The sequence below is a fragment of the Brucella sp. GW823-FHT04E01 genome, from assembly GCF_058796175.1.
Genome location: NZ_JBXAIK010000002.1, coordinates 1,021,897 through 1,047,627, shown reverse-complemented (window position 1 = coordinate 1,047,627; position 25,731 = coordinate 1,021,897). Strand labels below are relative to the sequence as shown.

Here is a 25,731-nt window from a genome sequence, read left to right as displayed (position 1 = left end):
ACTGCTATCGATTGCCGGGTATTCCCGCCCAGCTTTCCGATTGCTTTTCGCCAATACCGATCAGATCAATGGCTCGTGCCGCGATCTGATCGGCTACTTCATCGACCGATTGGGGTTTGAAGTAAAAGGCCGGAACCGGCGGCATCACAATCGCGCCCATTTCTGTCACCGTGCACATGTTGCGCAGGTGGACCAGATGCAGCGGCGTTTCCCGCGCGATCAGGACCAGCCTGCGCCGCTCCTTCAAATGAACGTCCGCAGCGCGGGTTAACAGACTGTCGCTGTGCCCCGTTGCGATCGCCGCGAGCGTCCGCATGGAGCACGGCGCAACGATCATACCGGCCGTTGCGACTGATCCGCTTGCAATCAGTGCACCTATATCGCTGACGGAATAACTTCTGTGCGCCAGCCTGTGCAGAAGCGCATAGCCGTCAGGACCCAACTCGTGGCGCAATGTGTGTTGCGCTGCGTCCGATACGACCAAATGGGTCTCGACATCGCTTAAAGCAGAAAGCTGTTCCAGCAGTTTGAGCGGGATGAGAGCGCCCGATGCGCCGGAAATGCCAACAACAACCCGTTTCATCGTATGCTTTCCTTACTCAACCCAAGCTCGCCCCACATTGCATCCACGCAGGCGATTACATCGTCGCTCATCTTCAGCACCGCACCCCATTCCCGGTCAGTTTCCGTACCGATTTTGTTGGTCGCATCAAGTCCGAGCTTCCCGCCCAGACCTGAGCGCGGCGACGCGAAATCGAGATAATCCACTGGTGTGTCGGTAAGCGTGATGACATCGCGACTGGCATCGAAGCGTGTGGCAAGTGCCCACATGACGTCATCCCAGTTGCGAACATTTATGTCGGGATCGACGGCGATTATGAGCTTCGTGTAACTGAACTGTGGCAGCATCGACCAAAGCCCCATCATCACCCGCCGCGCCTGACCGGGATAGCGCTTGTCAATCGAAACGACTATTGCCCGATAGGAACAGGCCGCTGGAGGCAGCCACAGATCGGCGATTTCCGGGAACTGCTTTCGTACAATTGGCACGAACAGCTCGTTCATCACTTCGCCAAGTCTTGAGGGTTCATCCGGCGGGCGACCAGTATAGGTCGAAAGATAGACCGGGTTTTTCCGCATGGTCATCGCTGCGACCTGCATGACCGGAAATTCCTCAACGCTATTGTAATAGCCCGTGTGATCACCATAAGGCCCCTCTGGCGCTGTCACTGATGCAGAAACTCGTCCTTCCAGAATGATTTCAGCGTTAGCGGGCACGGAGAGCGGCACAGTGTGCGCATCAACGACGGAAGGCCTGCGTTCAGCAAGCAGGCCCGAGAAGGCCAGTTCGCTCATCCCTTCAGGCAAGGGCATAACGGCTGCAAGGATTGTCGCCGGATCGGCCCCGATAGCAACAGCAACAGGCATATCCTCGCCTCGCTTTTGCCACATGCGGTGATGACGCGCACCGCCGCGATGGGCGAGCCAGCGCATGATCAACTTATCCCGGCCAAGCTTCTGCATCCGGTAAATTCCGACATTTACGTCGGATGGATCGTCTGGTGCCCGTGTGATAACCAGCGGCCAGGTAACAAGCGGCGCAGGCTCTCCCGGCCAACACCACTGGATCGGTAGTAGATCGAGGTTGACTGCTTCGCCTTCCAATATCGTCGCCTGCACCGATGCGCGTCGGACCTGCCGAGGACGCATATTCAATGCTGCCTTTGCCAAAGGCAGCTTGCTCCATATTTCCCCTGCTGAACGGGGCGGCTTTGGTGCACGCAGTTCCGCAAGCATCTCCGCAAGATCTGGAATTTCCTCGACGACACGACCAAGTCCCAATGCAATACGTCGCGCGGAACCAAAAAGATTGGCCACGAGTGGAATTGAATGTTGATGACCGTCTGCATCGACCGGTTGTTCGAAGAGTAATGCCGGACCATCCACTTCGAGCACACGCTTGTGGATTTCTGTTATTTCCTGGACGAGTGAGACCGGACGTTTGATCCGAATGAGATCGTTGCCCCGTTCAAGCTCCGACAAAAAGCTTTGCAGGCAGTCGTAATGTGACGGAAGAGAGCGAGCCGTTTTCATGCCCCTAGTTTTGAATATCGAATTCTTTCGCCGTCTTTGATCTGAATCAAACTGTCATTGTATTGAATCGCCTAGTTCTGAACTCACCTTGTAAAGCTCACCGGAGCTGAGTGATGATGAAGATACCTCCGGCTGTGGCTGTTCCAGCCCGGCTTGTTCCGCCTTTTCTGATCGCCCCTTTTGTCTCGCGCATTTTCTTTCAAGTAATGCGCGCGCATCCGGGCCTCTTCGAGCGTCTCGGAGACTATGCGACGAAGCGGTTCCGTTTTCGCCCGTCCGACATACCATTTGCTTTTGTGATCGAGCCGGATAAGCCGCGCATCACAATCGTGCGCGAGGACGAAGCGACGGAGGTCGACGCAGGCATCGAAGGACCACTGGTTATGCTGCTCGCGCTTCTCGAAGGTAAGCTTGATGGAGATGCGCTGTTCTTCTCCAGGGATATTACCGTGACGGGCGACATGGAGGCCATGCTGGCGCTTCGCAATGCGCTGGATGACTGCAATATAGACCTTCCATCCGACCTCGGCACAAGTGCAGGACCGTTTGCCCCGATGGTCCGCGGCATTGCAAACTACGTACGCAGCAAGGCCCTCGGCAAGGAAGCTACCGGATGGAACTGATTTGTCCTGCAGGAACGCCATCGGCCTTGCGTGAAGCAGTGGGTGCTGGAGCGGATGCGGTCTATTGCGGCTTTCGCGACGAAACGAATGCACGCAACTTTCCCGGCCTTAACTTCAGCCGTGACGAACTGCGCGATGCAATCCAGTTCGCCCATGCCCGCAAAACACAGGTTTTCGTTGCCATCAATACGTTCATGCGCGCAGGCGATGAGCACATTTGGTATCAAGCCGTAGACGATGCGTCCTCCCTTGGTGCAGACGCAGTCATTCTCGCCGATTTCGGGCTCATGGCCTATACTGCCGAGAAGCATCCAACACAGCGGCTCCACGTATCCGTACAGGCCTCAGCTTCCAACGCAGACGCGATTCAGTTTCTCGTCGATGCATTCAAGGCAAAGCGCGTCGTGTTGCCACGCGTACTGACCATCGCTGATATTGCGAAACTCGGCCGCAAGATCGGCTGCGAAATGGAAGTATTCGTATTCGGTGGACTATGCGTGATGGCAGAAGGACGATGCTCTCTGTCGTCCTACGCCACTGGCAGATCGCCCAACATGAACGGTGTTTGCTCACCGGCCAGCCACGTCCGCTACCGGCAAGACGGAGAGGAACTCGTCTCCGAACTCGGCGATTACACGATCAATCGTTTCCCTTTGGGCGAGCCCACCGGCTATCCGACACTCTGTAAAGGCCGGTTCAATATCGCAGACGATCAAGGTTATGCATTTGAAGATCCGGTTTCACTCGATGTCATGAATCATATCGATGAGTTGCGAGCGGCAGGCGTCTCAGCGCTCAAGATTGAGGGTCGCCAACGCGGCAAGGCTTATGTTGGTGAAGTCGTCTCCACACTGCGTCAGACACTCGCAGCAAGTCCCGAAAGCCGCGCCGCCCTTCTGTCCCGCCTCCGTCTGCTGAGCGAAGGCCAGCAAACGACTTCGGGCGCTTACGACAAACGCTGGAGATAGATATGTCAGCACCCAGCCTCAGCCTTGGTCCCGTTCTCTTCCTGTGGGACGGCCCAAAATGGCGGGATTTTTATTTTCGTATCGCCGATGAAGCCCCGATCGACCGCGTCACCGTCGGTGAAATCGTCTGCTCCAAACGGTTCCATTTCCTGACACCTTATATGGATGCTGTGATCGAGCGGCTGCAACGCGCAGGAAAAACGGTGAACGTCGGTTCGCTGGCGCTTGTCATGCTTGAACGGGAAGCAAAACAGGTTCGTCACACGATCAAGGAGGCGACACTACCGGTGGAGGCAAACGATCTGTCGGCACTGGGGCTGTTGTCCGGTGTGCCGCATATAGTCGGTCCACTGGTCAATGTTTATAATGCTGCGACTGCCAAGGTTCTTGCGGCCCGTGGTGCACAGTCTATCTGCCTGCCGCCAGAGTTATCAATCAGTTCAATCCGGGAGATCGTCAAAGCCGCGCCTGAGATTGCGTTTGAAGTATTCACGTTCGGACGAGTGCCGCTCGCCATTTCAGCTCGTTGTGCGCATGCGCGATCCAAGGGCCACATAAAGGACAACTGCCAATTTGTTTGCGGTGAAGAGCCCGACGGACTGCCAGTCAAGACCCTGGATAGCCAACCATTTCTGGCACTGAACGGTGTGCAGACGCTCTCTCATACCTGTCAGTCACTGATTGAGGACCTGCCTGAGCTGCAAGAAGCAGGGATCAGGCGTTTTAGACTGTCACCGCAGGACTGCGACATGGTGGAAGTAGCCCATATCCATGACGAGGTGCTAAACCGATCTATCAGCCCTGACGACGGCATTGCGCGCTTGAGAACTGTCTATCCGGGCGTCCCGCTCTCCAACGGGTTCTTGCATGGGAACATCGGGGCTGCATGGATCAGCCGTCAGCGGTCGGCGACTGCAAACTAGATCGAGACCGTTCTTACTTCTATCGGAAGAACTCTAGCTCTCGCCTTCGGCAATCGATTTCAGATGCCGGAGGTCGCGAACGAGCAACGATTGTCTGCCACCTTCCACCCAGCCCTTAGTCTGCCACTGGCTGATAATACGCGAAACCGTGTGCAAAGTTGTTCCGGTCAGTTCAGCGATATCCTGTCGCGAAACCGGAAAATCGATACGCACACCGCCACTTTCTTTTACCCCAGCTTCACGAACAAGTCTCAGCACTGCATGTGCCACGCGCGGTTCGACTTCTTGCGTTGATATCTCTCTGATGCGATTGTGCGCGGCATCCAGTCTGCGCCCAATCATCTGCATCGTATTCACAGCGAGTGCGGGGCTGCGCGCCATGAAATCAGTCATCATTTCCATCGGCCAGGCAAGGACGGAACTATCGACCGCGGCCAGAGGCGTACCGGGATAGTCTTTGCGCCCCAACGCTACCGCGAAGCCGAAAAGTTCTCCGGGATTGACGACCCGCACAATAATCTGCTGCCCATCGGCAGTAACTTGCATGACTTTCAACCGTCCATGCAACAACACAAAAAAGTGGCTTGCATCGTCACCTTGATTGAAGACGGCGGCTCCTTTCGGAACAGCGCGCCGAGTAGCCAGACCAAGAAACTGATCAAAACCCGCATCATCCATGCCGGCAAAGACCGACAGGGAGCGGATCTGTGTTTTATCAAGGGGGGTAGCCATCACATCCTCATTGCCAGACCGTCGTCTGGCAAAAACTTGGCGTCAATATCAGCGGGTTCGCTGGCATCGTTATCAAACCAACCCCGTAATGAAAACATCAATCACGCTTTCTGAAGGTCGAAGCGTCAATTGCAAGCTTTTGTAGGCGAGCGTAGAGACTGCGCCGCGGCAATTGCAGCAGAACTGCAGCACCCCCCACATCACCGTTGCAACGATCCAGCGTCGCGCGAATAACGCCGTCTTCAAAACGGTCCATCTGCTCCGACAGCGAAAGCGGACTGGGTTCCGTGATTGGATCGTGGCGCAATCCCAACACGACCTGCTTGGCATAATTGCGCAGTTCGCGGACATTTCCCGACCATTCGTCCGAGTTCAATCGTGCTTCCATGACTGCATCGATCGCAGGTCGCGATTGGCCGAATTGGACAGCTGCTTCATTAAGGAAATAAGAGAAAAGCAGACCGATATCCTTCCGCCGCTCGCGCAGAGGCGGAACACGGAGCCTGACCGTTTCAAGGCGATAAAACAAATCGGAACGAAAGCGACCGGAAGTCACAGCTTCCTCCAGATTACCTTTCGCAGCCGCTATGATCCTGAGATTGACCGCGCGAGGCTCTCCTGAAAGCGAAGGCAATTCACGCTCTTCGACAACACGGAGAAGCTTACCCTGAACGGTCAGTGACATGCTGTCAATTTCGTCGAGAAATAACGTGCCGCGATCCGCGTCGGCTATTCTCCCGCGCTGGATGCGACTGCCGAACAGAACCTCATCGGCAAGGACGTCGGGCAAGGCGGCACAATCGATAGCAACAAAACTGCGGGCATGTCGTGCGCTCCAGCGGTGCAGGAGGCGAGCCACCAATTCTTTTCCGGTCCCGGTTTCGCCTTCTATCAACACATCGACATCGACACTGGCAAGCTGGCGGATCGTGTCACGCAATCGCACCATCACCGGAGTTTCACCAAGTAGAGGATAATCCTGCTCGGCATCTGCCGCAGCCCGGCGAAGGCGGCGATTTTCCAGCACCAGTCGGCGCATTTCCAGGGCGCGGCGAACGCTCGATATCAGATGATCAGCAGCAAATGGTTTGGCTATGAAATCGAAGGCGCCTTTCTTGAGCGAGGCCACAGCCATTCCAATGTCGCCATGTCCAGTCATCAAAATAACCGGCAGTTCCGGGTCACGCGTCAACAATGTTTCCATCACCGCATGTCCATCAACCCGCGGCATGCGGATATCGGTCACAACGATTCCCGGATAGTCAGGCGTCAAACTGGTCAAAGCGGACTGACCGTCACCGTGCACTTCAATATCAAGACCTGCGATTTCAAATGAATCGGCCAAGGCCGTACGAAATGCTGCATCGTCATCGACCAGCATCACGCGCAAAGGCTCACTTTCCGTCAAGGCCACCCTCCTCTTTCGCCCGCTTCAAGGTTGCCGCAAAAGCTGCACCGCCAAGCTGCGATGGAACGACGCGTAGCGTTCCTTCTAATTCGGTCATGAGGTCTCTCGCGATGCCCAGCCCCAGACCGAGGCCATCCGCTTTTCCTGTAACAAATGGGCCAAAAATCTCGTCAGCCAATTGGGGATCAATGCCGGGTCCGTTATCGTCCACGACAAGGGAAATCTGGTCGCCCTCGTCGCGGACGCTGAACGAAACACGTGGATTCTCGATGTTCACGACCGCATCCAATGCGTTCTGCAGCAAATTCACCAGCACCTGCTCTGATCGGACGCGGCAGGCAAGTATCACCACGTCGGAACGTTCCGGTATATCCAGTTGAACCTTGGCGTTGCGGAACCGGTCTCCCATCAGCAGCATTGTGCCATCCACAAGCTCATTCAGCGGGAGCGAGCGAACGACACCGCTGCGACGGCGCGCAAACCGGCGCATTTCCTGTGTGATAGAGCCTATGCGCGCTGTCAGTTCCACAGATGTATTGAGGTTTTGGGCGACCTTATCGAGCTTGCCATGTGCTAGATGATGCTGTGCGTTTTCGGTGAGCGTCCGAATGGTCGCGACGGGTTGGTTGATTTCATGCACCAGCCCTGCGGTGATCGATCCGAGGGAAGCAAGCCTGTTCGCCTGGGCGAGCTCTTCCCGCGCATCACGAAAGCGTTTGTCAGCCAGTTCACGTTCCGCCATTTCCGCGCTCAATGCGGCAGTGCGCTGTTCAACTGCAGTCTCGAGTTCGGCACGATAGGCTGCCGCACGCGCTGCGCGGCTCACTCGCCAGTAAACGGCACCGGCGATCATGACAAAAACGAGCATAACTGCCACCGTTATCAGGCGCGCAAGGTCGTTGGCAGCGCGTAGCGCCCGCCCCATAGGTTCGATATGAACCAGTTTCAGAGACGTTTCGGCAATCGGCTCGTCGACCGCAACTGAATATTGGCCGGACGGCCCGATCATCATCCCATCCGGCGCAAAACGATAATTGCTCGGCTTCATATCCGCAGCATTGAACTGTCCACTCTCGATAATCTTTGTGCGTTCTGTAGTTGATATAGTCTGAAAAGAGCGAAGGTCTTCGGCCTTATCAGTGGAGGCCAGTATGATCCCGCGAGGATCAACAACGAAGGTCTGGCCGGGGTCATTTGCCCATGTTTGCACCAGTCTGTGGAATTCAAATTTGATGACGACCACACCAACCGGATTAGCCTGATCACCGATGCGCCGCGCCAAAAAAAGGCCGAAACGCCCACTCAAATCACCTATGGCATAATATTCTGCCGAACCTCCTGCCATCGCGCCCTTGAAATAAGGCCGGAAATCGTAATTGCGTCCGACAAAGCTCTCCGGCGTATTAGCATTCGATGACGCAATAACAGTTCCGTCACGAGCGATCACATAGATGATTGGCGAACCGATCTGATGTGCAAGAAGTTCAAGCTTTTGGTTCAGACGAGTGGTCGCGTCCTCCGATCTGCCAGCAAGCACATCACGCAGATCGCTATACTCCTTCAAAACCACAGGCAACAACCGGAACTTTGCCAGTTCACTGTCTATCAGGCGGGTCTGTTGACGCGCTACAAGCGTCGCATTTTGCCGAAGTCCATCAAGCGCCTCGTTTTCCGCCCACAGCCGGGCGGAAAACCACACACCGATTGCCAGTAAGAAAGCGAGGGCAACCAAAAGGAATTTTGTAATCTTCGATGGCACCTTCATTTGTGCATATTTATGCAAATTCAAACGAATAGTCACGCAGAATCTTGCACAAGACCCGCACGAAAGTAAATCGAAATCTGCAGAAAATCATTTAATTTCAATATTTTAATCTTTTTAAATTCGCTCTCTGGTGATCATTGTTCAGCTACCGCATGTTAGCGCTACTTCGAAAAGGGAGTTTCGAAGGGAGGAGCTTAACCGTGAACCGCATCAATATAGCACCCGCATCGCAATCACTTCCAGAGCCGCTCTTATCGACCGGGTCACTGATATTGCGTGCTCGAAGCTGAAGCGGAGCGCGGAATGAGATTATTCACCAGCGCCAAGCAAGCCTTCTCTCACGAACCCAAGTGGAAGTGCAGAGAGACGAGTTGATGGCGACGGAAAAACACCCTGAAACCGTTTCGCTGATCCGGTTCCACAACAAGGGGTGAAATTCAAAAATCCAGAGATTGGAAGGAGCAACCCATGGTCTCAATTACAAGTGAACGGAGTGAAGTGCAAAGCACCAATAGCCGCCTGAAATCCATCATCGGTGGCTCGACCGGTAATCTGGTCGAATGGTTCGACTGGTATGTTTACGCAGCATTCGCGCTCTATTTTGCACCGCACTTCTTCCCGTCTGAAAGCCAGACCGCGCAGCTTATGAGTGCTGCCGCAGTCTTTGCAGTCGGCTTTGTCATGCGCCCCATCGGTGCGTGGATCATGGGTATTTACGCCGACCGCAAGGGTCGCAAGGCGGGTCTTGCACTGTCCGTGACGCTGATGTGTGCAGGTTCGCTCATCATCGCACTGACGCCCGATTACCAGACCATCGGCCTCGCAGCTCCGGCCCTTCTCGTGCTCGCACGTTTGATGCAGGGCCTGTCAGTCGGCGGCGAATATGGCGCTAGCGCCACCTATCTGTCGGAAATGGCGGGCAAGGATCGTCGCGGCTTCTTCTCCTCGTTCCAGTATGTCACGCTCATTTCAGGCCAGCTTCTCGCAATCTTGCTTTTGATTGTGCTTCAGTCGACCATGGAAACCCCGGCACTGGAGGCCTGGGGCTGGCGTATTCCGTTCTTCATCGGCGCACTGCTTGCCGTTGTAGTATTCTGGCTGCGTCGCGGCCTTGCGGAAACCGAAAGCTTCAAGAACGCCAAGACCAAAGACACTCCAAAGTCCGGTTTCTGGACGCTTATCAAGCATCATCCGAAGGAAACCGCTCTCGTCATGCTTCTGACTGCCGGCGGTACGCTCGCATTCTACGCTTACTCGATCTATATGCAGAAATTCCTAGTGAATACATCCGGCTTCAGCCGTGAAGTAGCGAGCCAGATCAATGCCGTGACCCTTTTCGTCTTCATGTGCCTGCAGCCCATCGCTGGCGCTTTGTCAGACAGGATTGGTCGTAAGCCATTGATGATCGCGTTCGGCGCCGCAGGTGTTCTTTTCACCTATCCGATTTTCACGACGCTGGAACAGACCCGCGACCCGATCACGGCTGGTCTGCTGGTCATGGGTGCGCTCATCATCGTCACCGGCTACACCTCCATCAACGCTGTGGTGAAGGCGGAACTTTTCCCGGCGCATATCCGTGCACTCGGCGTAGCCCTGCCCTACGCACTGGCCAACACTCTCTTCGGTGGTACTGCCGAATATGTTGCACTAAGCTTCAAGAATGGTGGCTGGGAACGCGGCTTCTACTGGTACGTCACCATCATGATCGGCATTTCCCTTATCGTTTATCTGCGTATGCGGGATACGAGCAAGGACAGCATGATCAAGGAAGACTGATACTGCCTCCCAAGCGACAAAATGCCGGACTTAACGTCCGGCATTTTTATTCCTCCTGTTGTACTGTCCGAAACCGCCCAGGGCTTTGCCCCATCCATTTATGGAAGGCGCGATAAAAGGCGCTCGGCTCACTGTAGCCAAGTTCGGCAGCCACCTCCGCCACGCTCAACCTGTTTTCCTGCAAAAGCCTTTCAGCAATAACGAACCGCAACTCATCCTTGATCGTGCCGAAGCTCTGCCCCTCCCCGCGCAGCCTGCGTCGCAAGGTCGGTACGGACATGCCAAGTCCCTTCGCGAGCTCTTCAAAAGAAGGCCAATCTGTGATTGGCAAAGCATTCAATTGTGCGCGTACCCTTGCGGAAAGATCATTATCATGACGATAGCGGATCAGAATATTGGCGGGAGCTTCTCGTAAAAAACTGTCCAGCGCTACATCGCTGCGAATGATCGGCAGTGATAGATAAGACGATGAAAAAACCAGTCGCGTCACCGGCTGGTCGAACAGGACCGGCGCTCCGAAGAACTTGTGATAGTCTTGACGGTGGACCGGTGCCGGACAAGCAAAGTCGAGCGTCCGCAACGGAATACGTCGCCCGATCAGCCAGCAGACCACACCCATCAGGATCAGCCAATAGGCACGATAAGCAAAGGCAGGTCTCGGGTGCCCGGCATCGGTCAGAACGACATGGGCCATGCCATCGCGGATCCGCAATTCGCCCCGCGGATCATCCAGCACTACATTGAGAAACTGCAAAGCCCGTCGCAAAGCCCGTTCCAGCGTGCCAGCATGCAGCACGGCATGACAAAGCAGATTGAAGCTGCCGGGGCGCATCGGCCTTGCAGCCAGCCCAAAGAATTCGTCGTTGATCGTTTCGGCAATCAGCCACCACAAACGACCATATTCCACATTAGTGACGGGTTCTGTCACTGTCTCCGGCAGGCCAATCTTCGCCATCAGGGCAGCCGTATCCATGCCCCGGACACGCACGCTTTCGAGCGCATCCTCGACAAAGCCCGGTGCAATATTATGGCGTTCCATGGCTTCTCTATGTTGCAAAATCGATCACACATTAATGCATCTAATGTCATTGTTTGCAATGCGTGACGCGTTAACCTTTAGGCATGGTTGGCCACGAGGAGGTGGCGGTCAGGGAGGTTATACTGGATGACTGAAACGTCCGTTTCAGCGCGATTGATGCGTTATGATGATGCCGTCGCGCAATTTCGCATCGAAGATGCCATTGCAAAGCTTCACGGCAATCCTGAAACAGGCATGAATGCCTGTATTGAATGCTGCGACCGGCATACGGGTGATAATCGCGTAGCCCTGCGCGCGATTGCAGCCAATGGCGAACTTTCCGAATTTACCTTCGAGAACCTGCGCGATATGGCCGCTCGTGTCGGCAATGTACTGAAAGATGCAGGTGTCGGCGCTGGTGACGTGGTCGCCGGCCTGTTGCCGCGCACACCAGAACTCATTGCAACCATTCTCGGCGCATGGCGTATCGGCGCTATTTATCAGCCGCTTTTCACCGCTTTCGGCCCAAAAGCAATCGAACACCGCCTGAAAACCAGCGGCGCAAAACTGGTCGTCACCAACACGGCTAACCGCTCCAAGCTGACAGAAGTTGAAAACTGCTCCAAAGTCGCAATCGTGCTGGCACCCGGCGAAGACTTACCAGCCGGCGACATCGATTTTCGCGCGGCAGCGGCTTCTGCTTCAGTTGACTGCGCGCCGGTGCTTCGCAAGGGCAGCGATCTGTTCATGATGATGTCGACTTCCGGCACCGCTGGCCTGCCCAAAGGCGTACCGGTCCCGCTTTATGCGCTATCGGCGTTCGGTGCCTATATGCGCGAAGCCATCGGCCTGCGTTCCGACGATATCTTCTGGAACATTGCCGATCCGGGCTGGGCCTATGGCCTTTACTATGCTGTGACTGGTCCGTTGCAGCTTGGCATGGCAACCACGCTTTACGAAGGTGGTTTCACCGCCGAAAGCACCTACGACATTATCGAGCGTCTTGGCGTCACCAGCCTTGCCGGTTCGCCGACTGCCTTCCGTCTGTTAATGGCCGAGGGACCGGAAGCTGCGAAACGTGTCAAAGGTCGCCTGCGTGTGGTGTCGAGTGCCGGAGAACCGCTTAACCCGGAAGTCATTCGCTGGTTCGACGCATATCTTGGCGCACCGATTTACGATCATTACGGCCAGACCGAACTCGGCATGGTGGTGAATAATCATCACGGCCTTGAACATTCCGTTCGACACGGTTCGGCTGGCTATGCAATGCCCGGCTATCGCATCGCCGTTCTGGATGAACAGAGCAATGAGCTCGGTCCTAATCAGCCCGGCATTCTTGCTGTCGATATTGCAAAATCGCCGCTTCTCTGGTTTTCCGGCTATTACAAGCAGGAAACACCAGCCATTGCGGACGGTTACTATCGCACCGGAGATACAGTGGAATTCGAGCCGGATGGTTCGATCAGCTTCATAGGCCGTGCCGATGACGTTATAACATCATCAGGTTATCGCATTGGACCCTTCGATGTCGAAAGCGCCCTTCTTGAACACGCAGCCGTCAACGAAGCAGCGGTCGTCGGCGTACCTGACCCGCAACGAACGGAAATTGTGAAGGCATTCGTTATTCTTGCACCCGGTTTCGAAGGTACGCATGAACTGAAGGATGAGCTGGCGTTGCACGTGAAGAAGCGGCTCTCCGCCCATTCCTATCCGCGCGAAATCGATTTCGTGAACGAGCTTCCCAAGACACCAAGCGGAAAAATCCAACGGTTCCTCCTGCGCAAGGCGGAAATCGACAAACAGCAACAGACGAAGGCCTGAGGACAAGATTATGCAGATTAAGGATCGGGTATTTCTGATTACTGGCGCAAGCTCTGGCCTCGGTGCAGCAGTTGCGAAAATGGCCGTCAATGCCGGTGGCAAAGTCATGCTTCTCGATGTAAATGCGGAAGCTGGCGAAGCGCAGGCCAAGACGCTTGGTTCGGCGGCGAACTTTCATCGCACCGACGTCACCAGCGATGCGGATGGCAAGGCTGCCATCGCGGCTGCGCTTGAGGCTTTCGGGCACGTCGATATACTCATCAATTGTGCGGGTGTGGCACCGGGCGAAAAAGTTCTCGGTCGCGACGGCGCACATAAGCTGGAAAGCTTCACGCGCGCAATTTCGATCAATCTGATTGGCACATTCAACATGCTGCGCCTTGCTGCCGAAGCTATGGCAAAGAACGAGCCCGGTGAAGGCGGAGAACGTGGCGTCATCATCAACACGGCGTCGGTTGCAGCCTTTGACGGCCAGATTGGGCAAGCTGCCTATTCCGCTTCCAAGGGCGGCGTTGCTGCCATGACCTTGCCTGTGGCGCGCGAGCTTGCGCGATATGGCATCCGCGTCATGACCATTGCGCCTGGAATTTTCGCCACGCCGATGATGGCGGGCATGCCGCAGGAAGTGCAGGATGCCCTCGGCGCTTCCGTGCCTTTCCCGCCTCGCCTCGGTCGCCCGGACGAATATGCGGCTCTTGCCCGCCACATCGTGGAAAACCAGATGCTCAACGGTGAAGTCATCCGTCTGGATGGCGCACTTCGCATGGCAGCAAAGTAACGAGGAACAATCATGTCCAACAGCGATCCTATTGTCATTGTCGGTGCTTCGCGTACTCCCATGGGCGGCTTTCAGGGCGATTTTGCCAACGCCCAGGCGACCGATCTTGGTGCCGCCGCCATTCGCGGCGCACTTGCGGGCGCGGGTCTTGCACCAGAAGCAGTAGAGGATGTCTATATGGGCTGCGTCCTGCCTGCGGGTCAGGGACAGGCTCCGGCGCGTCAGGCTTCGATCAAGGCCGGGATACCTGTTTCCACCGGCGCAACGACGGTCAACAAGATGTGCGGCTCAGGCATGAAGGCAACCATGCTGGCGCACGATCTGCTGCTGGCAGGTTCTGCCGATGTCATCGTGTCCGGCGGCATGGAGAGCATGACGAACTCCCCCTATCTGCTGCCAAAGGCACGTGGTGGGTATCGTATGGGACACGGCCAGATTATCGACCATATGTTCCTCGATGGGCTTGAAGATGCCTATGACAAAGGTCGTCTGATGGGCACCTTTGCCGAAGACTGCGCGGAAGCCTACCAGTTTACTCGCGAAGCTCAGGATGAGTTCGCCATTGCCTCTCTGACACGTGCGCAGAATGCTATCACGAACGGCCTTTTCGCCGCCGAAATTACCCCCGTTTCAGTGAAAGCTGGACGTAGTGAAGTTGAAATTTCCATTGATGAGCAGCCCGGCAAGGCGAAACTGGACAAAATTCCCACCCTTCGCCCGGCATTTCGTGACGCCGGCACCGTGACGGCTGCCAACTCCTCCTCGATTTCGGACGGGGCGGCAGCCCTTGTCCTCATGCGCGCTTCCGAAGCGGAAAAGCGCGGCCTCACCCCACGTGCGGTTCTGGTCGGCCATGCGACCCATGCCGACAAGCCGAATCTCTACCCGACCGCCCCGATCGGCGCCATAAACAAGCTTTCAGCGAAAATCGGCTGGAACCTGAAAGATGTCGATCTCTTTGAGATCAATGAAGCTTTTGCGGTGGTAACCATGGCGGCCATGCGTGATCTTGATCTACCGCACGACAAAGTCAACATTCATGGTGGCGCTTGCGCCCTTGGCCATCCCATCGGCGCGTCAGGGGCGCGCATACTTGTCACCCTGCTTTCAGCCCTTGAAACCCATGGTCTGAAGCGCGGTGTTGCTGGCATCTGTCTGGGCGGTGGCGAAGCGACTGCGGTTGGTATCGAGAGGATCGTCTGATGCTCTTGAGCGATACGCAGGAGCAGATTCGCGATGCCGCCCGGCAGTTCGTGCAGGAACGGCTCGCGCCGGGTGCCGCCGCACGTGACAGGGAGCACGCTTTTCCACGCGCGGAGCTCGCCGAAATGGGCGAGCTTGGTTTTCTCGGAATGTTGGTGCCGGAAGAATGGGGTGGTTCCAATCTCGGTACGGTTGCCTACGCTCTGGCGCTGGAAGAGATTGCTGCGGGCGATGGGGCATGTTCGACCATCGTTTCGGTCCATTCATCCGTCGGCTGCGTTCCGATCCTGCGTTTCGGCACCGAAGAACAGAAAAAGCGTTTTTTGCCCAAGATGGCAGCCGGTGAATGGATCGGCGGGTTCGCGTTGACCGAACCACAGGCCGGCTCGGATGCGTCTGCGCTTAAAACCCGTGCACGCCGCGACGGCGATCATTACGTGATCGACGGTTCCAAGCAGTTCATCACATCGGGCAAGAATGGCAGCGTGGTGATCGCTTTTGCCATCACCGATCCATCGGCAGGCAAGAAAGGCATTTCGGCTTTCATCGTGCCGACCGATACTCCGGGCTACGAAGTTGTTTCCGTGGAACACAAGCTCGGCCAGCATTCGTCGGATACCTGTGCGCTCGCTTTCACCAACATGCGCATCCCAGTAGAGAACCGACTGGGCGATGAGGGCCAGGGCTACAAAATCGCGCTTGCCAATCTGGAAGGCGGACGCATCGGCATTGCGGCACAATCAGTCGGTATGGCTCGCGCAGCGTTCGAAGCTGCATGCGCTTACGCCAAAGAGCGCATTACATTCGGTAAGCCGATTATCGAGCATCAGGCCGTCGCTTTCAGACTCGCCGACATGGCAACGAAGATTGAGACAGCCCGTCAGATGGTTCTCCATGCAGCTGCGCTGCGCGAGGCGGGCAAACCCTGCTTGACCGAAGCATCAATGGCCAAACTCGTCGCCTCCGAAATGGCAGAACAGGTCTGCTCCGCCGCGATCCAGATTCATGGCGGCTACGGTTACCTTGCTGATTATCCGGTTGAGCGCATTTATCGCGATGTTCGCGTGTGCCAGATTTACGAAGGCACCAGCGACGTACAGCATCTCGTTATAGCGCGAGGATTGTGACGGTCACCTGCGATAGTGTTTGCAAGTCACAGTGAAAATCGGCCAAAAGATCGTGTGCGGATACGAGGTCTATCCGCGTGCAGAATGTGAGGTCCGATGACTGTTCGCCCGATTGTATGCTATCCGGATAAACGACTGCGCGCTATTGCCGAGCCGATCACCCTGTTCGACAGCGCTTTGCAGGAATTAGGCACCGATCTTCTCGATACAATGCGCGCAGCACCGGGCATCGGTATCACCGCGCCACATGTCGGCATATCGAAACGTTTGGTGGTTTTAGAACTACCGACCGAGCCAAGCCCGAAATTCTATGTGAATCCGGAAATAGTCTGGGCTTCGGACGAAAAAATCCATCATCAGGAAGGTAGCGTTTCGATGCCGGGCGTAGTCGACGACGTCGAGCGCCACGCCCGCATCAAAATTCGCCATCAAGACCTGAGTGGCACCGAGCAAACCGAGGAATCGGAAGGCTTGCTCGCCGTTTGCCATCAGCACGAAATAGACCAGCTCGACGGTATTTTCTGGATTCAGCGCCTCTCGCGATTGCGTCGAGACCGCCTCATCAAACGTTTTGAGAAATCGCAGCGCCAGAGATAGTTGGCGCTGCGAAATACACTCAATAGAGCAGACGGGCCCGGATCGTGCCGGGAATTTCGCGAATGGCTTGCAGAACCGTTTCGCTGGCCTCACCGACGCCGTCTGCTTCCATCACAAGATAACCCACTTCGCCATCGGTTTGCAGAAACTGACTGGCGATGTTGATGTTATGCGTCGAGAAAACATTCACGAGGCTGTTGAGGATGCCCGGGCGGTTTTCATGCACGTGCATGAAGCGCGTACCTGTGGGACGCGGCGGCAGTTGGACTTGCGGGAAGTTGACAGCGCCCAGCGTGGAACCGACATCAGAATATTCGACCAGTTTTCTGGTGACTTCCAAACCGATACGTTCCTGCGCTTCTTCTGTCGATCCGCCGATGTGCGGTGTGAGAATGACGTTCTCCAGCCCCTGAATCGGGGAGACAAACCTGTCGTTGTTGGAGGCTGGTTCAACCGGGAACACGTCAATGGCAGCGCCTGCAAGGTGACCTTCCTGCAGAACCTTCGCCAGAGCCTCCAGATCAACAACCGTACCGCGCGCATTGTTGATGAGAAAGGCTTCCTTCTTCATCTTGCGCAGTTTCGCTTCGGTAATCAGCTTCGAAGTCGACTTGTTGGACGGCACGTGCAGGCTGACGACATCCGAAATCTTCAGCAGCTCATCGAGGCTCGCAGCCGGTTTGACATTACCATATTGCAGCTTGTCGGAAGTATCGAAGTAGCGCACCGTCATGCCGAGGCTTTCGGCCAGATTGCCGACCTGCGAACCGATATTGCCATAACCGATGATACCAAGCGTCTTGCCGCGCACTTCGCGGCTGCCGTTTGCCGTTTTGTCCCAACCGCCTGCATGTGCGGAGACGGAGCGTGGGAAAATCCGGCGCATCAGCATGATGATTTCGCCAATCACCAGTTCTGCGACCGAACGGGTATTCGAAAATGGTGCGTTGAAGACCGGAATGCCGCGCTTGCGGGCAGCTTTCAATTCAACCTGATTAGTTCCAACCGAGAAGCAACCCACTGCAATCAGGCGGTTAGCCGCGGCAAAAATCTCTTCAGTCAGCTGCGTCCGCGAACGAATTCCGACGATATGCGCAGACGAAATCGCTTCAATCAGATCGGCTTTATCCAGCGCCTTCGGCAGATGCGTGACATTGGTGTAACCGGAAGCTTTGAAGTAATCGACGGCCGTTTGATTGATGCCCTCCAGTAGAAGAACATTGATGCGGTCGCGTGCGAGAGAGAGACGTTCAGTCATTTTGGGGATTTCCAAGCTGTAACAGCAGATAGTCGGTTTACGACATGAATGAACGCACAGCCGTCGTCAACAGGATGGACTGAAAGATTTCACCCCGATTGCAGATTCATGAAGAAAGTGAACGGAGCAGTGTCTTTTCAGAAACCTGGGCGGACCTATCTGAATATCATGGCACATTACGAAAGCTTGCATTTGACTCGTCCGCCAGCCGAGCCAAAGATGCCCTTAATGATAGCAACCAGAGGAATGCTCCCGATGAGTGAAACGATCACCCTAGATACGCATGAAGCCATTCGGGACTGGGTGGCCGCTCGCAATGGAAACCCGGCTTTTGTCAGCACTTCCATAGACCCCGATGCAGTGCCCGTTTTGCGAATTGTTTTCGAACCGGAATTCGTCGCCGATGTCGAACGACCCTTGGATGCTGGCGGTCTTGAAGTCGTGGAATGGGAAGATTGGTTTCGCGTGTTCGATCAGGAAAAACTGGTCATGCTGGTAGCCCACTCAAAGCCGGGAAAACTTGATAATTTCTACCAGATCCTCCCGTCCTGATTGCTATTTAGACAATCATTTAATGCCTGTCAGGTGGGCCGGCTTCGAACCAGCCCGCCTGATTGACAATTCAGCTTTTCAGTTTCTTGCCGACGATTTCTGCGACCAGAGCCAGTGAAATGGCGCCTGCGTCGGGATGGCCAATGCTCTTTTCTGCCAACGGTCTTGCCCGACCGAGTTTCGGAGTAAGCGGAGCTGTCGCTTCCGCAGCCACCTTGGCGACTTCAGCGGCTTGTTTCCATGCATCAGCAAGTGGTTTTCCCGATGCAAATGCGTTTTCGAGCGTTTCCACGAAAGGCACAAATGCATCCACCAATGTCTTGTCGCCGGGTTTCGCGCGGCCGAGGGTTGTTACGGCATCAAGCGCGCGCCTGCCACCGCGAACGACTGCACCATCATCAATGTTGCCATTATCGGAGAGCTCCGCGCTCCACGAGCGCAACAGAAGCCCCCACAGAGCTCCGGAGGTCCCTCCGGCCCGATCTGCCCAGGCATCGCCTGCAACAGCCAATACGCTTGCGGTCCCGGCCCCAGCCTTGACGGCCTGATCAGCTGCATCTTTTGCAGCTGCAGAGCCACGTCGCATGCCCTGACCGTGATCACCGTCGCCGGCGAAGGCATCGATGCGGCCCAGTTCTTCTTCAGCCTCGACCAACACGTCTGCGACGGCGTGCAAAATTCCCTGAATGCAAACGCCACCGGCACGCCCGGCTTCATCCGCCTTAGCAAAATCGGGGGCTGCATCCTCGTTGGCAATGACATTGTTCGCAGGCTCGACTGCGATCGCTTCGCCGCGACGTAGAACCGGAGTATCGCAAGCTGCGGTCCAGTAGCGCTCGAGTTCGTCATCGAGCCAAAGAAGGGTCAGTGAACAGCCCTGCATATCAAGGCTGGTGACAAATTCACCCGCTTCCGGTGCTACAGTATCGAGACCGGCTTTTTCCAGCAGCGATGCGATCGCCGTCCACAGGACAAACAGTTCTTCGTATTTGGTCGCACCGAGGCCATTCAGGATAACGCCAACTTTTTGCGTTCCTTTTGGACGTTCCGCCAGAAGTTTTTCCACCAGCAGGCTTGCCAGACCGGAGGCAGGCAGGATCGCCTCCTCCTTGATCCCCGGTTCGCCGTGAATGCCGAGACCAAGCGCCATCTGGCCTTCCGGTACCGTAAAGAGCGGGTGCGGTGCGCCCGGCAAGGTGCAGCCTTTGAAGGCAACGCCAAAGGAGACAGTGTTCGCGTTCGCGTGGCGTGACAGCCGTTCGACTTCGTCCAGTGACAGACCGGCTTCGGCAGCGGCACCCGCGATTTTGAACACAACCAGATCTCCGGCAATGCCGCGCCGCTTCTCATGCATATCAGCCGGAGCGCTAGCCACATCGTCGGTTACGGGTACGATACGGACATCAATACCTTCGGCACGCAAGCGTTCGGCAGCAACGCCGAAATTAAGAACGTCTCCGGCGTAATTGCCGAATCCCAGCAGAATACCGCCGCCCTTGTGCGCCTGTCGGCAGACGCGCGCCACTGCCGCAGTGGAAGGCGAAGCAAATACGTCACCAGCAACTGCTGCATCCGCCAAGCCCGGCCCGACGTAACCAGCAAATGCCGGGTAATGACCCGAGCCACCTCCGACAACCACAGCAACTTTACCTTGAGGCACCTTTGTGGAACGAACAACGCCGCCACGCACGTGGCGAACATAGCGGTTATAGATACTGGCAAACCCGGCAAGAGCGGTCGAGGCAAACTCCTCCGGCGCGTCGAAAATCGTCGTCATTGAAACAGTCCTTGGTCTGGGTCATTAGCCGCGTGGCAGGATGCGGCGCAGGTAGTCACGATTTGTAGCCGAAACGGAGAGCCCGTCGCCACCATAATGTTCGCATAAGAAGGGGCTGGCAAAACCGTGATCCAGCGCCATCCTGATAGCTGTGCGATAATTGATGATCCCGCTTTCAAGGGGAGCTGGATGCGTGACGGTCACACCGGATGCTGGGTCTTCCGTACGGGTGTAATTCTTGACGTGCCAGAACTTTGCGTAAGGCGCCACCTTCTCCATCATCTTCTGCCAATGTTCGACCGGACGGTGCAGACGGATGAGATTGCCAAGATCGGCATTGATCCCGACATTGTCGAGGCCAACTTCCTCAACGAAACGGACTGAACTGTCCGCAGTGCCAAGATAGGTATCTTCGTACATTTCAAGCGACAGCTCTATACCAAGCTCATCCGCATGGCGACCGAGTTCACGAATTCGCTCAACAGCCTTGTTCCACACAGCCGGATCGTCCGGGTTCTTAGCACCATCGACCGTCCAGAACCACAATGCCTGTTTTTGAGCGTCCGTCAGCGGTTCAAAAAGCCCGAAGGAAACGCAGCTCGCGCCAATTTCCTTAGCGGTGTCGATGACCCTGTGACCATAAGCCAGATATTCGTCGCCGTGTTGTGCGTCGATCACGCTGCGTCGCGACGTCGAAATTGCAGGAATAGTAAAGCCGAGCGATTTGACGACCGCCATAAATTCACTGAGACGAATCGATGACAAGTCAGCCAGTCGCAGCCAGCTGTCGGTCGGATCAAGTTCGGTAAACCCTGCATCCGCAACATCGGACAAAGTGCGGGCCCAATCTTCCACCGACTGATCCTGCACCGAACTGCCGTCCGGCAGCATATTGGGATACTGGATCATCGCTGCTGCAATTGGCCAGGTTTCGCGTGTCCATTTGGAAATCGTCTGTTGCAACTTACATTCCTGTTCTTTTGCGTGATCCATCGACATCAGGCCACGTTGCCGTTACCGGAGGGAATTTCGGGTTTCCGGCTACGCAGTTTGCCAATGCCCCAGAAGATGGCGGGTGAAACAAGCAGGAAGACGCCGAGCGTCATCAGCGATGCAACCAGGCCATTCGACCAGAATATCGAAAGCTGACCGCTGGACATCATCATCGACTGACGGAATGCATCTTCTGCCTTGTCTCCGAGAACCATGGCTAGAACCAACGGTGCCAGCGGATAGTCGAGTTTCTTGAAGATATAGCCCAGCACGCCAAATGCGATCACCAGCCAGACGTCGGTTATCGAGTTGGCGACCTGATAAGCGCCGGAGAAAATGACCGCGACAATGATCGGCCCGATGATCGAGAACGGCACGCGCAGAATAGATGCGTAGAGCGGCACGGTCGCAATGACCAGAATAACGGCGACAATATTGCCGAGATACATGGATGCAATCAGACCCCAGACGAAATCCGGGCGATCCGTGAACAATGTCGGGCCGGGAGTGAGGCCCCAGATCATTAGGCCGCCCATCATCACAGCAGCGGTAGCCGAACCCGGAACACCAAGTGCCAGCATGGGGAGAAGCGCAGATGTACCGGCAGAATGGTCAGCGGTTTCCGGAGCCACGATACCGCGCGGGTCCCCCTTGCCGAACTTCGATTTATCGCGGGCAGAACGACGAGCCACGCCATAGCTCATAAAGGATGCAGCCGTTGGTCCGGCGGGCGTTATGCCCATCCAGATACCGATCAGCGTTGAGCGTGCAAGCGTGAACCAGTAACGCGGTATCTCCAGTAGCGTGCGCCCGATCTCACCGAGACGCACCCGTGCCTTGATGCCATCAAAGCGCAGCCCCTCCTCCGTCGTCAGCAACAGTTCGCCGATCCCGAACAGGCCCATCACTGCAATCAGAAAGGAGATACCCTTGATGAGTTCCGGTATTTCAAATGTCAGGCGCAAATTGCCGGAGATAGTGTCCATGCCCACCGAGGCAAAGGCAAAACCGATCATCATGGAAACGAGCGTCTTGAAGGGCGATTGAGCACCCATGGATATAAAGCTGGCGAAAGCCAGAAAATAAACAGCGAAATACTCTGGCGATGAAAATCGCAGGGCGAAATTGGCAACCCAACTAGAGAGCAGTGTAATCATCACCACACCAGCCAGCGCGCCGATGCCAGCCGAAACGAATGCCAGCGTCAGGGCGCGGCTCGCATGTCCGGCCTTCGCCATCGGATATCCATCGAAAGTGGTGGCAACGGACGAAGGCTCGCCCGGAATATTGAAAAGAATGGACGTGGTTGATCCACCGAACAATGCCCCCCAATACATACAGGACAACAGAATGATCGCGGAGATGGGGTCCATTGTAAAAGTCAGTGGCAAAAGCAGGGAAACACCATTGGGCGCACCCAATCCCGGCAGGACACCAACCAAAATTCCAAGCGTTACACCCAGCATCATCAGCAAAACATGATTGAAACTGAGTATGTGGGCGAAGCCATCCATCAGGAGACTGAAGTTTTCCATGTCTTTCCTCCCAAGACATCGGACTTTCCGGTATCAATAAATGCCGAAGAAAGCCTCCACCGGACCTTTAAGGAGCGGAACCTTGAAGCCGATTTCAAAAATGACGAAAAAGAAGAGGGAAACGGCAATACCGGCTGGCAATGAAGCCCACCATTTGTAGCGCCCCTGAAACATCATCGCTGCAGCGATGTAGAGCGCGGTACCGACATATAGTCCGAGAACCGTCGATATGGCAGCGAAGGCAACCAGCGGCAAGGCGAAACCGAGAACAGGTTTCAACCGAGAGAGTTCAACGAATACTTCTCCGCTACCACGATGTTTTACAAATGCCAGAACGAGATTGACCGTGCTTCCGAACATGATCAGTAGCCCGATGTAGAACGGAAAATAACCTGCATCCGGGCCCATTTCCGTCCAGCCTGTACCAGCCTGTAGTGAGCCATAACAGACCACCGCTCCCAACCCACCCGTCAAAAGAGCTACGCTCGCCTCGACGATGAAGCGGGAAATTCCGGCCTCGCCTTTGTCACTCATTGGATAAGCTCCTTCAATGAATGGTGCAGACGCCGGCGGCGTCTGCACAAATACACGAAACGTCAGTTGGCAAGCCAGCCTTCACGCTTCAGCACGGCCGTTACCGCTGTTTCATCGTTCTTGATAAAGGATGAGAGTTCATTACCGCTCATATAGGCGGCAGATTGCGAACTATCGGCAAGATACTTCGCCCATTCAGGTGTTTCGGCAACCTTCTTGAGTACGCCTGCATAGTAATCAACGACGTCCTGATCAACGCCCGCAGGAAGCCATACAGTACGCGGCATGGCGTAATTTTCGATTGTAATCCCCGCTTCCTTGCAGGTTGGGATATCGCTCCACCCCATATCGCCAGCAATCTTGCCGTCACCTTTGAGCTTTTCGCCCTTGAAAACGCAAAGCGGCTTCACCATGCCTGCCTGCCATTGGCCAAGATTCTCGCTGGGATTGTTGACGTTGGCAGCAATGTGCTCCCCCGCGAGCTGGACGGCAGCTTCGCCACCGCTTTTGAACGGGATGTAGCCGAGTTTCGAGCCCGTGGCATCGTTGATCATGGATGTCAAAATCTGGTCAACGTCCTTGGACTGGCTGCCGCCAACCTTCAGGCCCGCATCATCTTTCGCCTTGGCGATGAACTCTGCGGCTGTCTTGAATTCAGACTTTCCGTTGACCCAAAGAATGAATTCATCCGAAGCCAGTGCCGAAACTGGGACCAGATCTGCCGATTTATAAGGAACCTTTGCGCGCACCGGCAAAAGATAGGCGTTGTTCGTGCCGAAAGCGAGCTTGTATGGATCGCCCTTATAGCCGGCAGTGTAGACAAAACCTTCTGCTCCGCCCGCGCTGCCCTTGTTTGTGACGACGATTGGCGCACTCATCAGGTCATACTTGCCGATGATCGACTGGATCGTACGCGCGAAAATATCTGTGCCGCCGCCCGGTCCTGCAGTCACGACAAACTCCACCGGCCGTGTCGGCTCGAATGCCAGAGCGGATGATGCGATTATTGCCACTCCTGCTGCCAGGCAGGCAATGTGCAAAGACTTCTTCATGGTCTATCCTCCCAGTTAAGCGGCATGGGCCTCCCCCCATGCCGATAGTGTCAAAATGACAAAAATCAGGCAGCGTCTGAAAGTGCTGCTGCTCTTTTCGCCATTCGTGCCGCGAGCAGGATCGCTTCGCGCGTGGCTCCCACGTCGGCGATGCCCTTTCCAGCAATATCGTACGCTGTTCCATGGGCCGGCGTGCAAAGCGGGAATGGCAATCCGCCCATCATTGTCACACCTTTGTCGAAGCCCATCAGCTTCATCGCGATCTGACCCTGATCGTGATACATGGTCAGCACCGCCTGAAAATCATCTTTCAGCGCACGCAGGAACACTGTGTCAGCCGGAAACGGGCCATCGACGTCGAAACCCTTGGCCTTCGCTGCCCTTACAGCAGGCTCAATAATGTCGATTTCTTCCATGCCAAAGCTGCCGCCATCACCGGCATGTGGGTTGAGCCCGGCCACTGCAATCTTCGGATTGTCGTATCCCGCTTTCTTCAGGCACGCCCAAGCCAGTTCCAGCTCGGCGAGAATTCCTTCAACAGTCAGGGTCGAGGCTACATCCTTGAGCGGAATATGCGACGTCACGCGCGCGTTCCAGACTTTCTCCAGAACGTTGAACTCACGCACCTTGCCTGTGAAGCTCAGCACATCGGCAACAAAGCGGATTTCGTCGTCGTAACCCGGATAAGCGAACCGCATCGCCTGCTTGTTGAACGGCGTAAAACAAACAGCCTGCGCATGTCCAGCATCGGCAAATTTCAGTGCGGTACGAAAGTTCTGGGTTGCGAAAGTTCCGCCAACCAGCGTGGCTTCGCTACGCACAACATCCTTCGGATCGAGATTCTTCAAGTCAACGAAGACGTGTTTGCCGACCGGCATGTTAGGTGCATTTTCGAGGTTGGCATCCTGCAGATCAAGTTTAACACCTGCGATATACGCACCTTCGTCCAGAATGCGGCGATCACCGAAGACGATGATATGCGCTTCTTTTCTGACATCCGGCAAAGCGAGCAGACGGGCTGTCAGCTCTGGACTGACACCAGCTGGATCCCCCATTGCAAGCGCGATCACGCTCGGTTCAGCGCCAGTAACGGTCATTAGCATCCTCCTCGTCTGCATTCTGTATACAGCATTCATAGGACAGCCCTCCGTACGACGCAAGCATTTTGTATTCTGTATGCAGCATTTTATGTTGACG

At 55.6% G+C, this 25,731-nt stretch carries 23 protein-coding genes; 10 read left to right on the top strand and 13 right to left on the bottom strand.

Annotated elements, in window-relative coordinates; translation table 11 throughout:
• Positions 1–4 precede the first annotated feature (4 nt).
• Both AC1RHM_RS10240 and AC1RHM_RS10235 read right to left on the bottom strand, forming a co-directional pair.
• Positions 5–583, bottom strand: coding sequence for a UbiX family flavin prenyltransferase (locus AC1RHM_RS10240; protein ID WP_010661751.1), 579 nt, complete (start codon positions 581–583; stop codon positions 5–7).
• Positions 580–2,094 (bottom strand): UbiD family decarboxylase, encoded by a 1,515-nt coding sequence (locus tag AC1RHM_RS10235; RefSeq protein ID WP_010661750.1) that lies wholly within the window; start codon positions 2,092–2,094, stop codon positions 580–582. Before AC1RHM_RS10235 ends, AC1RHM_RS10240 begins: the two co-directional genes overlap by 4 nt.
• Before the next feature lie 113 nt (positions 2,095–2,207).
• Here AC1RHM_RS10235 and ubiT point away from each other — a divergent pair, with 113 nt between their 5' ends.
• Genes ubiT through AC1RHM_RS10220 form a run of 3 tightly spaced genes read left to right on the top strand, consistent with a single transcriptional unit; the run spans position 2,208 to position 4,608 of the window.
• On the top strand, positions 2,208–2,717 hold the full coding sequence (ubiT, locus tag AC1RHM_RS10230) for a ubiquinone anaerobic biosynthesis accessory factor UbiT (RefSeq protein ID WP_010661749.1): 510 nt from the start codon (positions 2,208–2,210) through the stop codon (positions 2,715–2,717).
• Positions 2,708–3,685, top strand: coding sequence for a ubiquinone anaerobic biosynthesis protein UbiU (gene ubiU, locus AC1RHM_RS10225; RefSeq protein ID WP_010661748.1), 978 nt, complete (start codon positions 2,708–2,710; stop codon positions 3,683–3,685). The genes ubiT and ubiU overlap by 10 nt, the downstream gene beginning before the upstream one ends.
• A gap of 2 nt (positions 3,686–3,687) precedes the next feature.
• Positions 3,688–4,608, top strand: a complete 921-nt coding sequence (locus tag AC1RHM_RS10220; protein ID WP_010661747.1) for a U32 family peptidase — start codon at positions 3,688–3,690, stop codon at positions 4,606–4,608.
• A gap of 33 nt (positions 4,609–4,641) precedes the next feature.
• Here the strand turns inward: AC1RHM_RS10220 and AC1RHM_RS10215 are convergent, their stop codons facing one another.
• From AC1RHM_RS10215 to AC1RHM_RS10205, 3 genes are all read right to left on the bottom strand, one after another.
• Positions 4,642–5,340, bottom strand: a complete 699-nt coding sequence (locus AC1RHM_RS10215) for a Crp/Fnr family transcriptional regulator (protein ID WP_010661746.1) — start codon at positions 5,338–5,340, stop codon at positions 4,642–4,644.
• A 97-nt stretch (positions 5,341–5,437) separates the two neighbouring features.
• Positions 5,438–6,748 (bottom strand): sigma-54-dependent transcriptional regulator, encoded by a 1,311-nt coding sequence (locus AC1RHM_RS10210; protein WP_492332515.1) that lies wholly within the window; start codon positions 6,746–6,748, stop codon positions 5,438–5,440.
• Entirely contained in the window at positions 6,735–8,513 is a 1,779-nt protein-coding gene (locus tag AC1RHM_RS10205) for a sensor histidine kinase (protein ID WP_010661744.1), read from the bottom strand. The genes AC1RHM_RS10210 and AC1RHM_RS10205 overlap by 14 nt, the downstream gene beginning before the upstream one ends.
• A gap of 468 nt (positions 8,514–8,981) precedes the next feature.
• Here AC1RHM_RS10205 and AC1RHM_RS10200 point away from each other — a divergent pair, with 468 nt between their 5' ends.
• Positions 8,982–10,289 carry an MFS transporter gene (locus AC1RHM_RS10200; protein WP_010661743.1) on the top strand — a complete coding sequence of 436 codons (1,308 nt, stop codon included), beginning with the start codon at positions 8,982–8,984 and terminating at the stop codon, positions 10,287–10,289.
• Positions 10,290–10,335: 46 nt separating this feature from the next.
• On the opposite strand, the gene AC1RHM_RS10195 is transcribed toward AC1RHM_RS10200, so the two are convergent.
• The gene (locus tag AC1RHM_RS10195) at positions 10,336–11,328 is read right to left on the bottom strand and encodes an AraC family transcriptional regulator (RefSeq protein ID WP_010661742.1); all 993 of its coding nucleotides are present in this window, start codon (positions 11,326–11,328) and stop codon (positions 10,336–10,338) included.
• Between the two features lie 126 nt (positions 11,329–11,454).
• On the opposite strand from AC1RHM_RS10195, the gene AC1RHM_RS10190 reads away from it, so the two are divergent.
• The 5 genes from AC1RHM_RS10190 (at position 11,455) to AC1RHM_RS10170 (ending at position 16,833) form a co-directional block, all read left to right on the top strand.
• Complete coding sequence (locus AC1RHM_RS10190) at positions 11,455–13,128, top strand: acyl-CoA synthetase (RefSeq protein ID WP_010661741.1); 1,674 nt, start codon at positions 11,455–11,457, stop codon at positions 13,126–13,128.
• Positions 13,129–13,138: 10 nt separating this feature from the next.
• Complete coding sequence (locus AC1RHM_RS10185) at positions 13,139–13,906, top strand: 3-hydroxyacyl-CoA dehydrogenase (RefSeq protein WP_010661740.1); 768 nt, start codon at positions 13,139–13,141, stop codon at positions 13,904–13,906.
• A gap of 12 nt (positions 13,907–13,918) precedes the next feature.
• Entirely contained in the window at positions 13,919–15,109 is a 1,191-nt protein-coding gene (locus tag AC1RHM_RS10180; RefSeq protein WP_010661739.1) for an acetyl-CoA C-acyltransferase, read from the top strand.
• The gene (locus AC1RHM_RS10175) at positions 15,109–16,236 is read left to right on the top strand and encodes an acyl-CoA dehydrogenase family protein (protein ID WP_492332514.1); all 1,128 of its coding nucleotides are present in this window, start codon (positions 15,109–15,111) and stop codon (positions 16,234–16,236) included. The genes AC1RHM_RS10180 and AC1RHM_RS10175 overlap by 1 nt, the downstream gene beginning before the upstream one ends.
• Before the next feature lie 96 nt (positions 16,237–16,332).
• A complete protein-coding gene (locus tag AC1RHM_RS10170) occupies positions 16,333–16,833 on the top strand; it encodes a peptide deformylase (RefSeq protein WP_010661737.1) in 501 nt (166 codons plus the stop codon).
• Between the two features lie 19 nt (positions 16,834–16,852).
• On the opposite strand, the gene serA is transcribed toward AC1RHM_RS10170, so the two are convergent.
• Positions 16,853–18,091, bottom strand: coding sequence for a phosphoglycerate dehydrogenase (gene serA / locus AC1RHM_RS10165; protein WP_010661736.1), 1,239 nt, complete (start codon positions 18,089–18,091; stop codon positions 16,853–16,855).
• A 255-nt stretch (positions 18,092–18,346) separates the two neighbouring features.
• Here serA and AC1RHM_RS10160 point away from each other — a divergent pair, with 255 nt between their 5' ends.
• A complete protein-coding gene (locus AC1RHM_RS10160; protein WP_010661735.1) occupies positions 18,347–18,643 on the top strand; it encodes a hypothetical protein in 297 nt (98 codons plus the stop codon).
• A gap of 70 nt (positions 18,644–18,713) precedes the next feature.
• Here the strand turns inward: AC1RHM_RS10160 and AC1RHM_RS10155 are convergent, their stop codons facing one another.
• From AC1RHM_RS10155 to AC1RHM_RS10130, 6 genes are all read right to left on the bottom strand, one after another.
• The gene (locus AC1RHM_RS10155; protein WP_010661734.1) at positions 18,714–20,420 is read right to left on the bottom strand and encodes a dihydroxyacetone kinase family protein; all 1,707 of its coding nucleotides are present in this window, start codon (positions 20,418–20,420) and stop codon (positions 18,714–18,716) included.
• Positions 20,421–20,444: 24 nt separating this feature from the next.
• A complete protein-coding gene (locus AC1RHM_RS10150) occupies positions 20,445–21,419 on the bottom strand; it encodes a sugar phosphate isomerase/epimerase family protein (protein WP_010661733.1) in 975 nt (324 codons plus the stop codon).
• Positions 21,419–22,948, bottom strand: coding sequence for a tripartite tricarboxylate transporter permease (locus AC1RHM_RS10145; protein WP_010661732.1), 1,530 nt, complete (start codon positions 22,946–22,948; stop codon positions 21,419–21,421). The genes AC1RHM_RS10150 and AC1RHM_RS10145 overlap by 1 nt, the downstream gene beginning before the upstream one ends.
• A gap of 33 nt (positions 22,949–22,981) precedes the next feature.
• On the bottom strand, positions 22,982–23,482 hold the full coding sequence (locus AC1RHM_RS10140) for a tripartite tricarboxylate transporter TctB family protein (RefSeq protein ID WP_010661731.1): 501 nt from the start codon (positions 23,480–23,482) through the stop codon (positions 22,982–22,984).
• A gap of 62 nt (positions 23,483–23,544) precedes the next feature.
• On the bottom strand, positions 23,545–24,534 hold the full coding sequence (locus AC1RHM_RS10135; RefSeq protein ID WP_010661730.1) for a Bug family tripartite tricarboxylate transporter substrate binding protein: 990 nt from the start codon (positions 24,532–24,534) through the stop codon (positions 23,545–23,547).
• A gap of 65 nt (positions 24,535–24,599) precedes the next feature.
• Complete coding sequence (locus AC1RHM_RS10130) at positions 24,600–25,631, bottom strand: 4-hydroxythreonine-4-phosphate dehydrogenase PdxA (RefSeq protein WP_010661729.1); 1,032 nt, start codon at positions 25,629–25,631, stop codon at positions 24,600–24,602.
• Positions 25,632–25,731 lie beyond the last annotated feature (100 nt).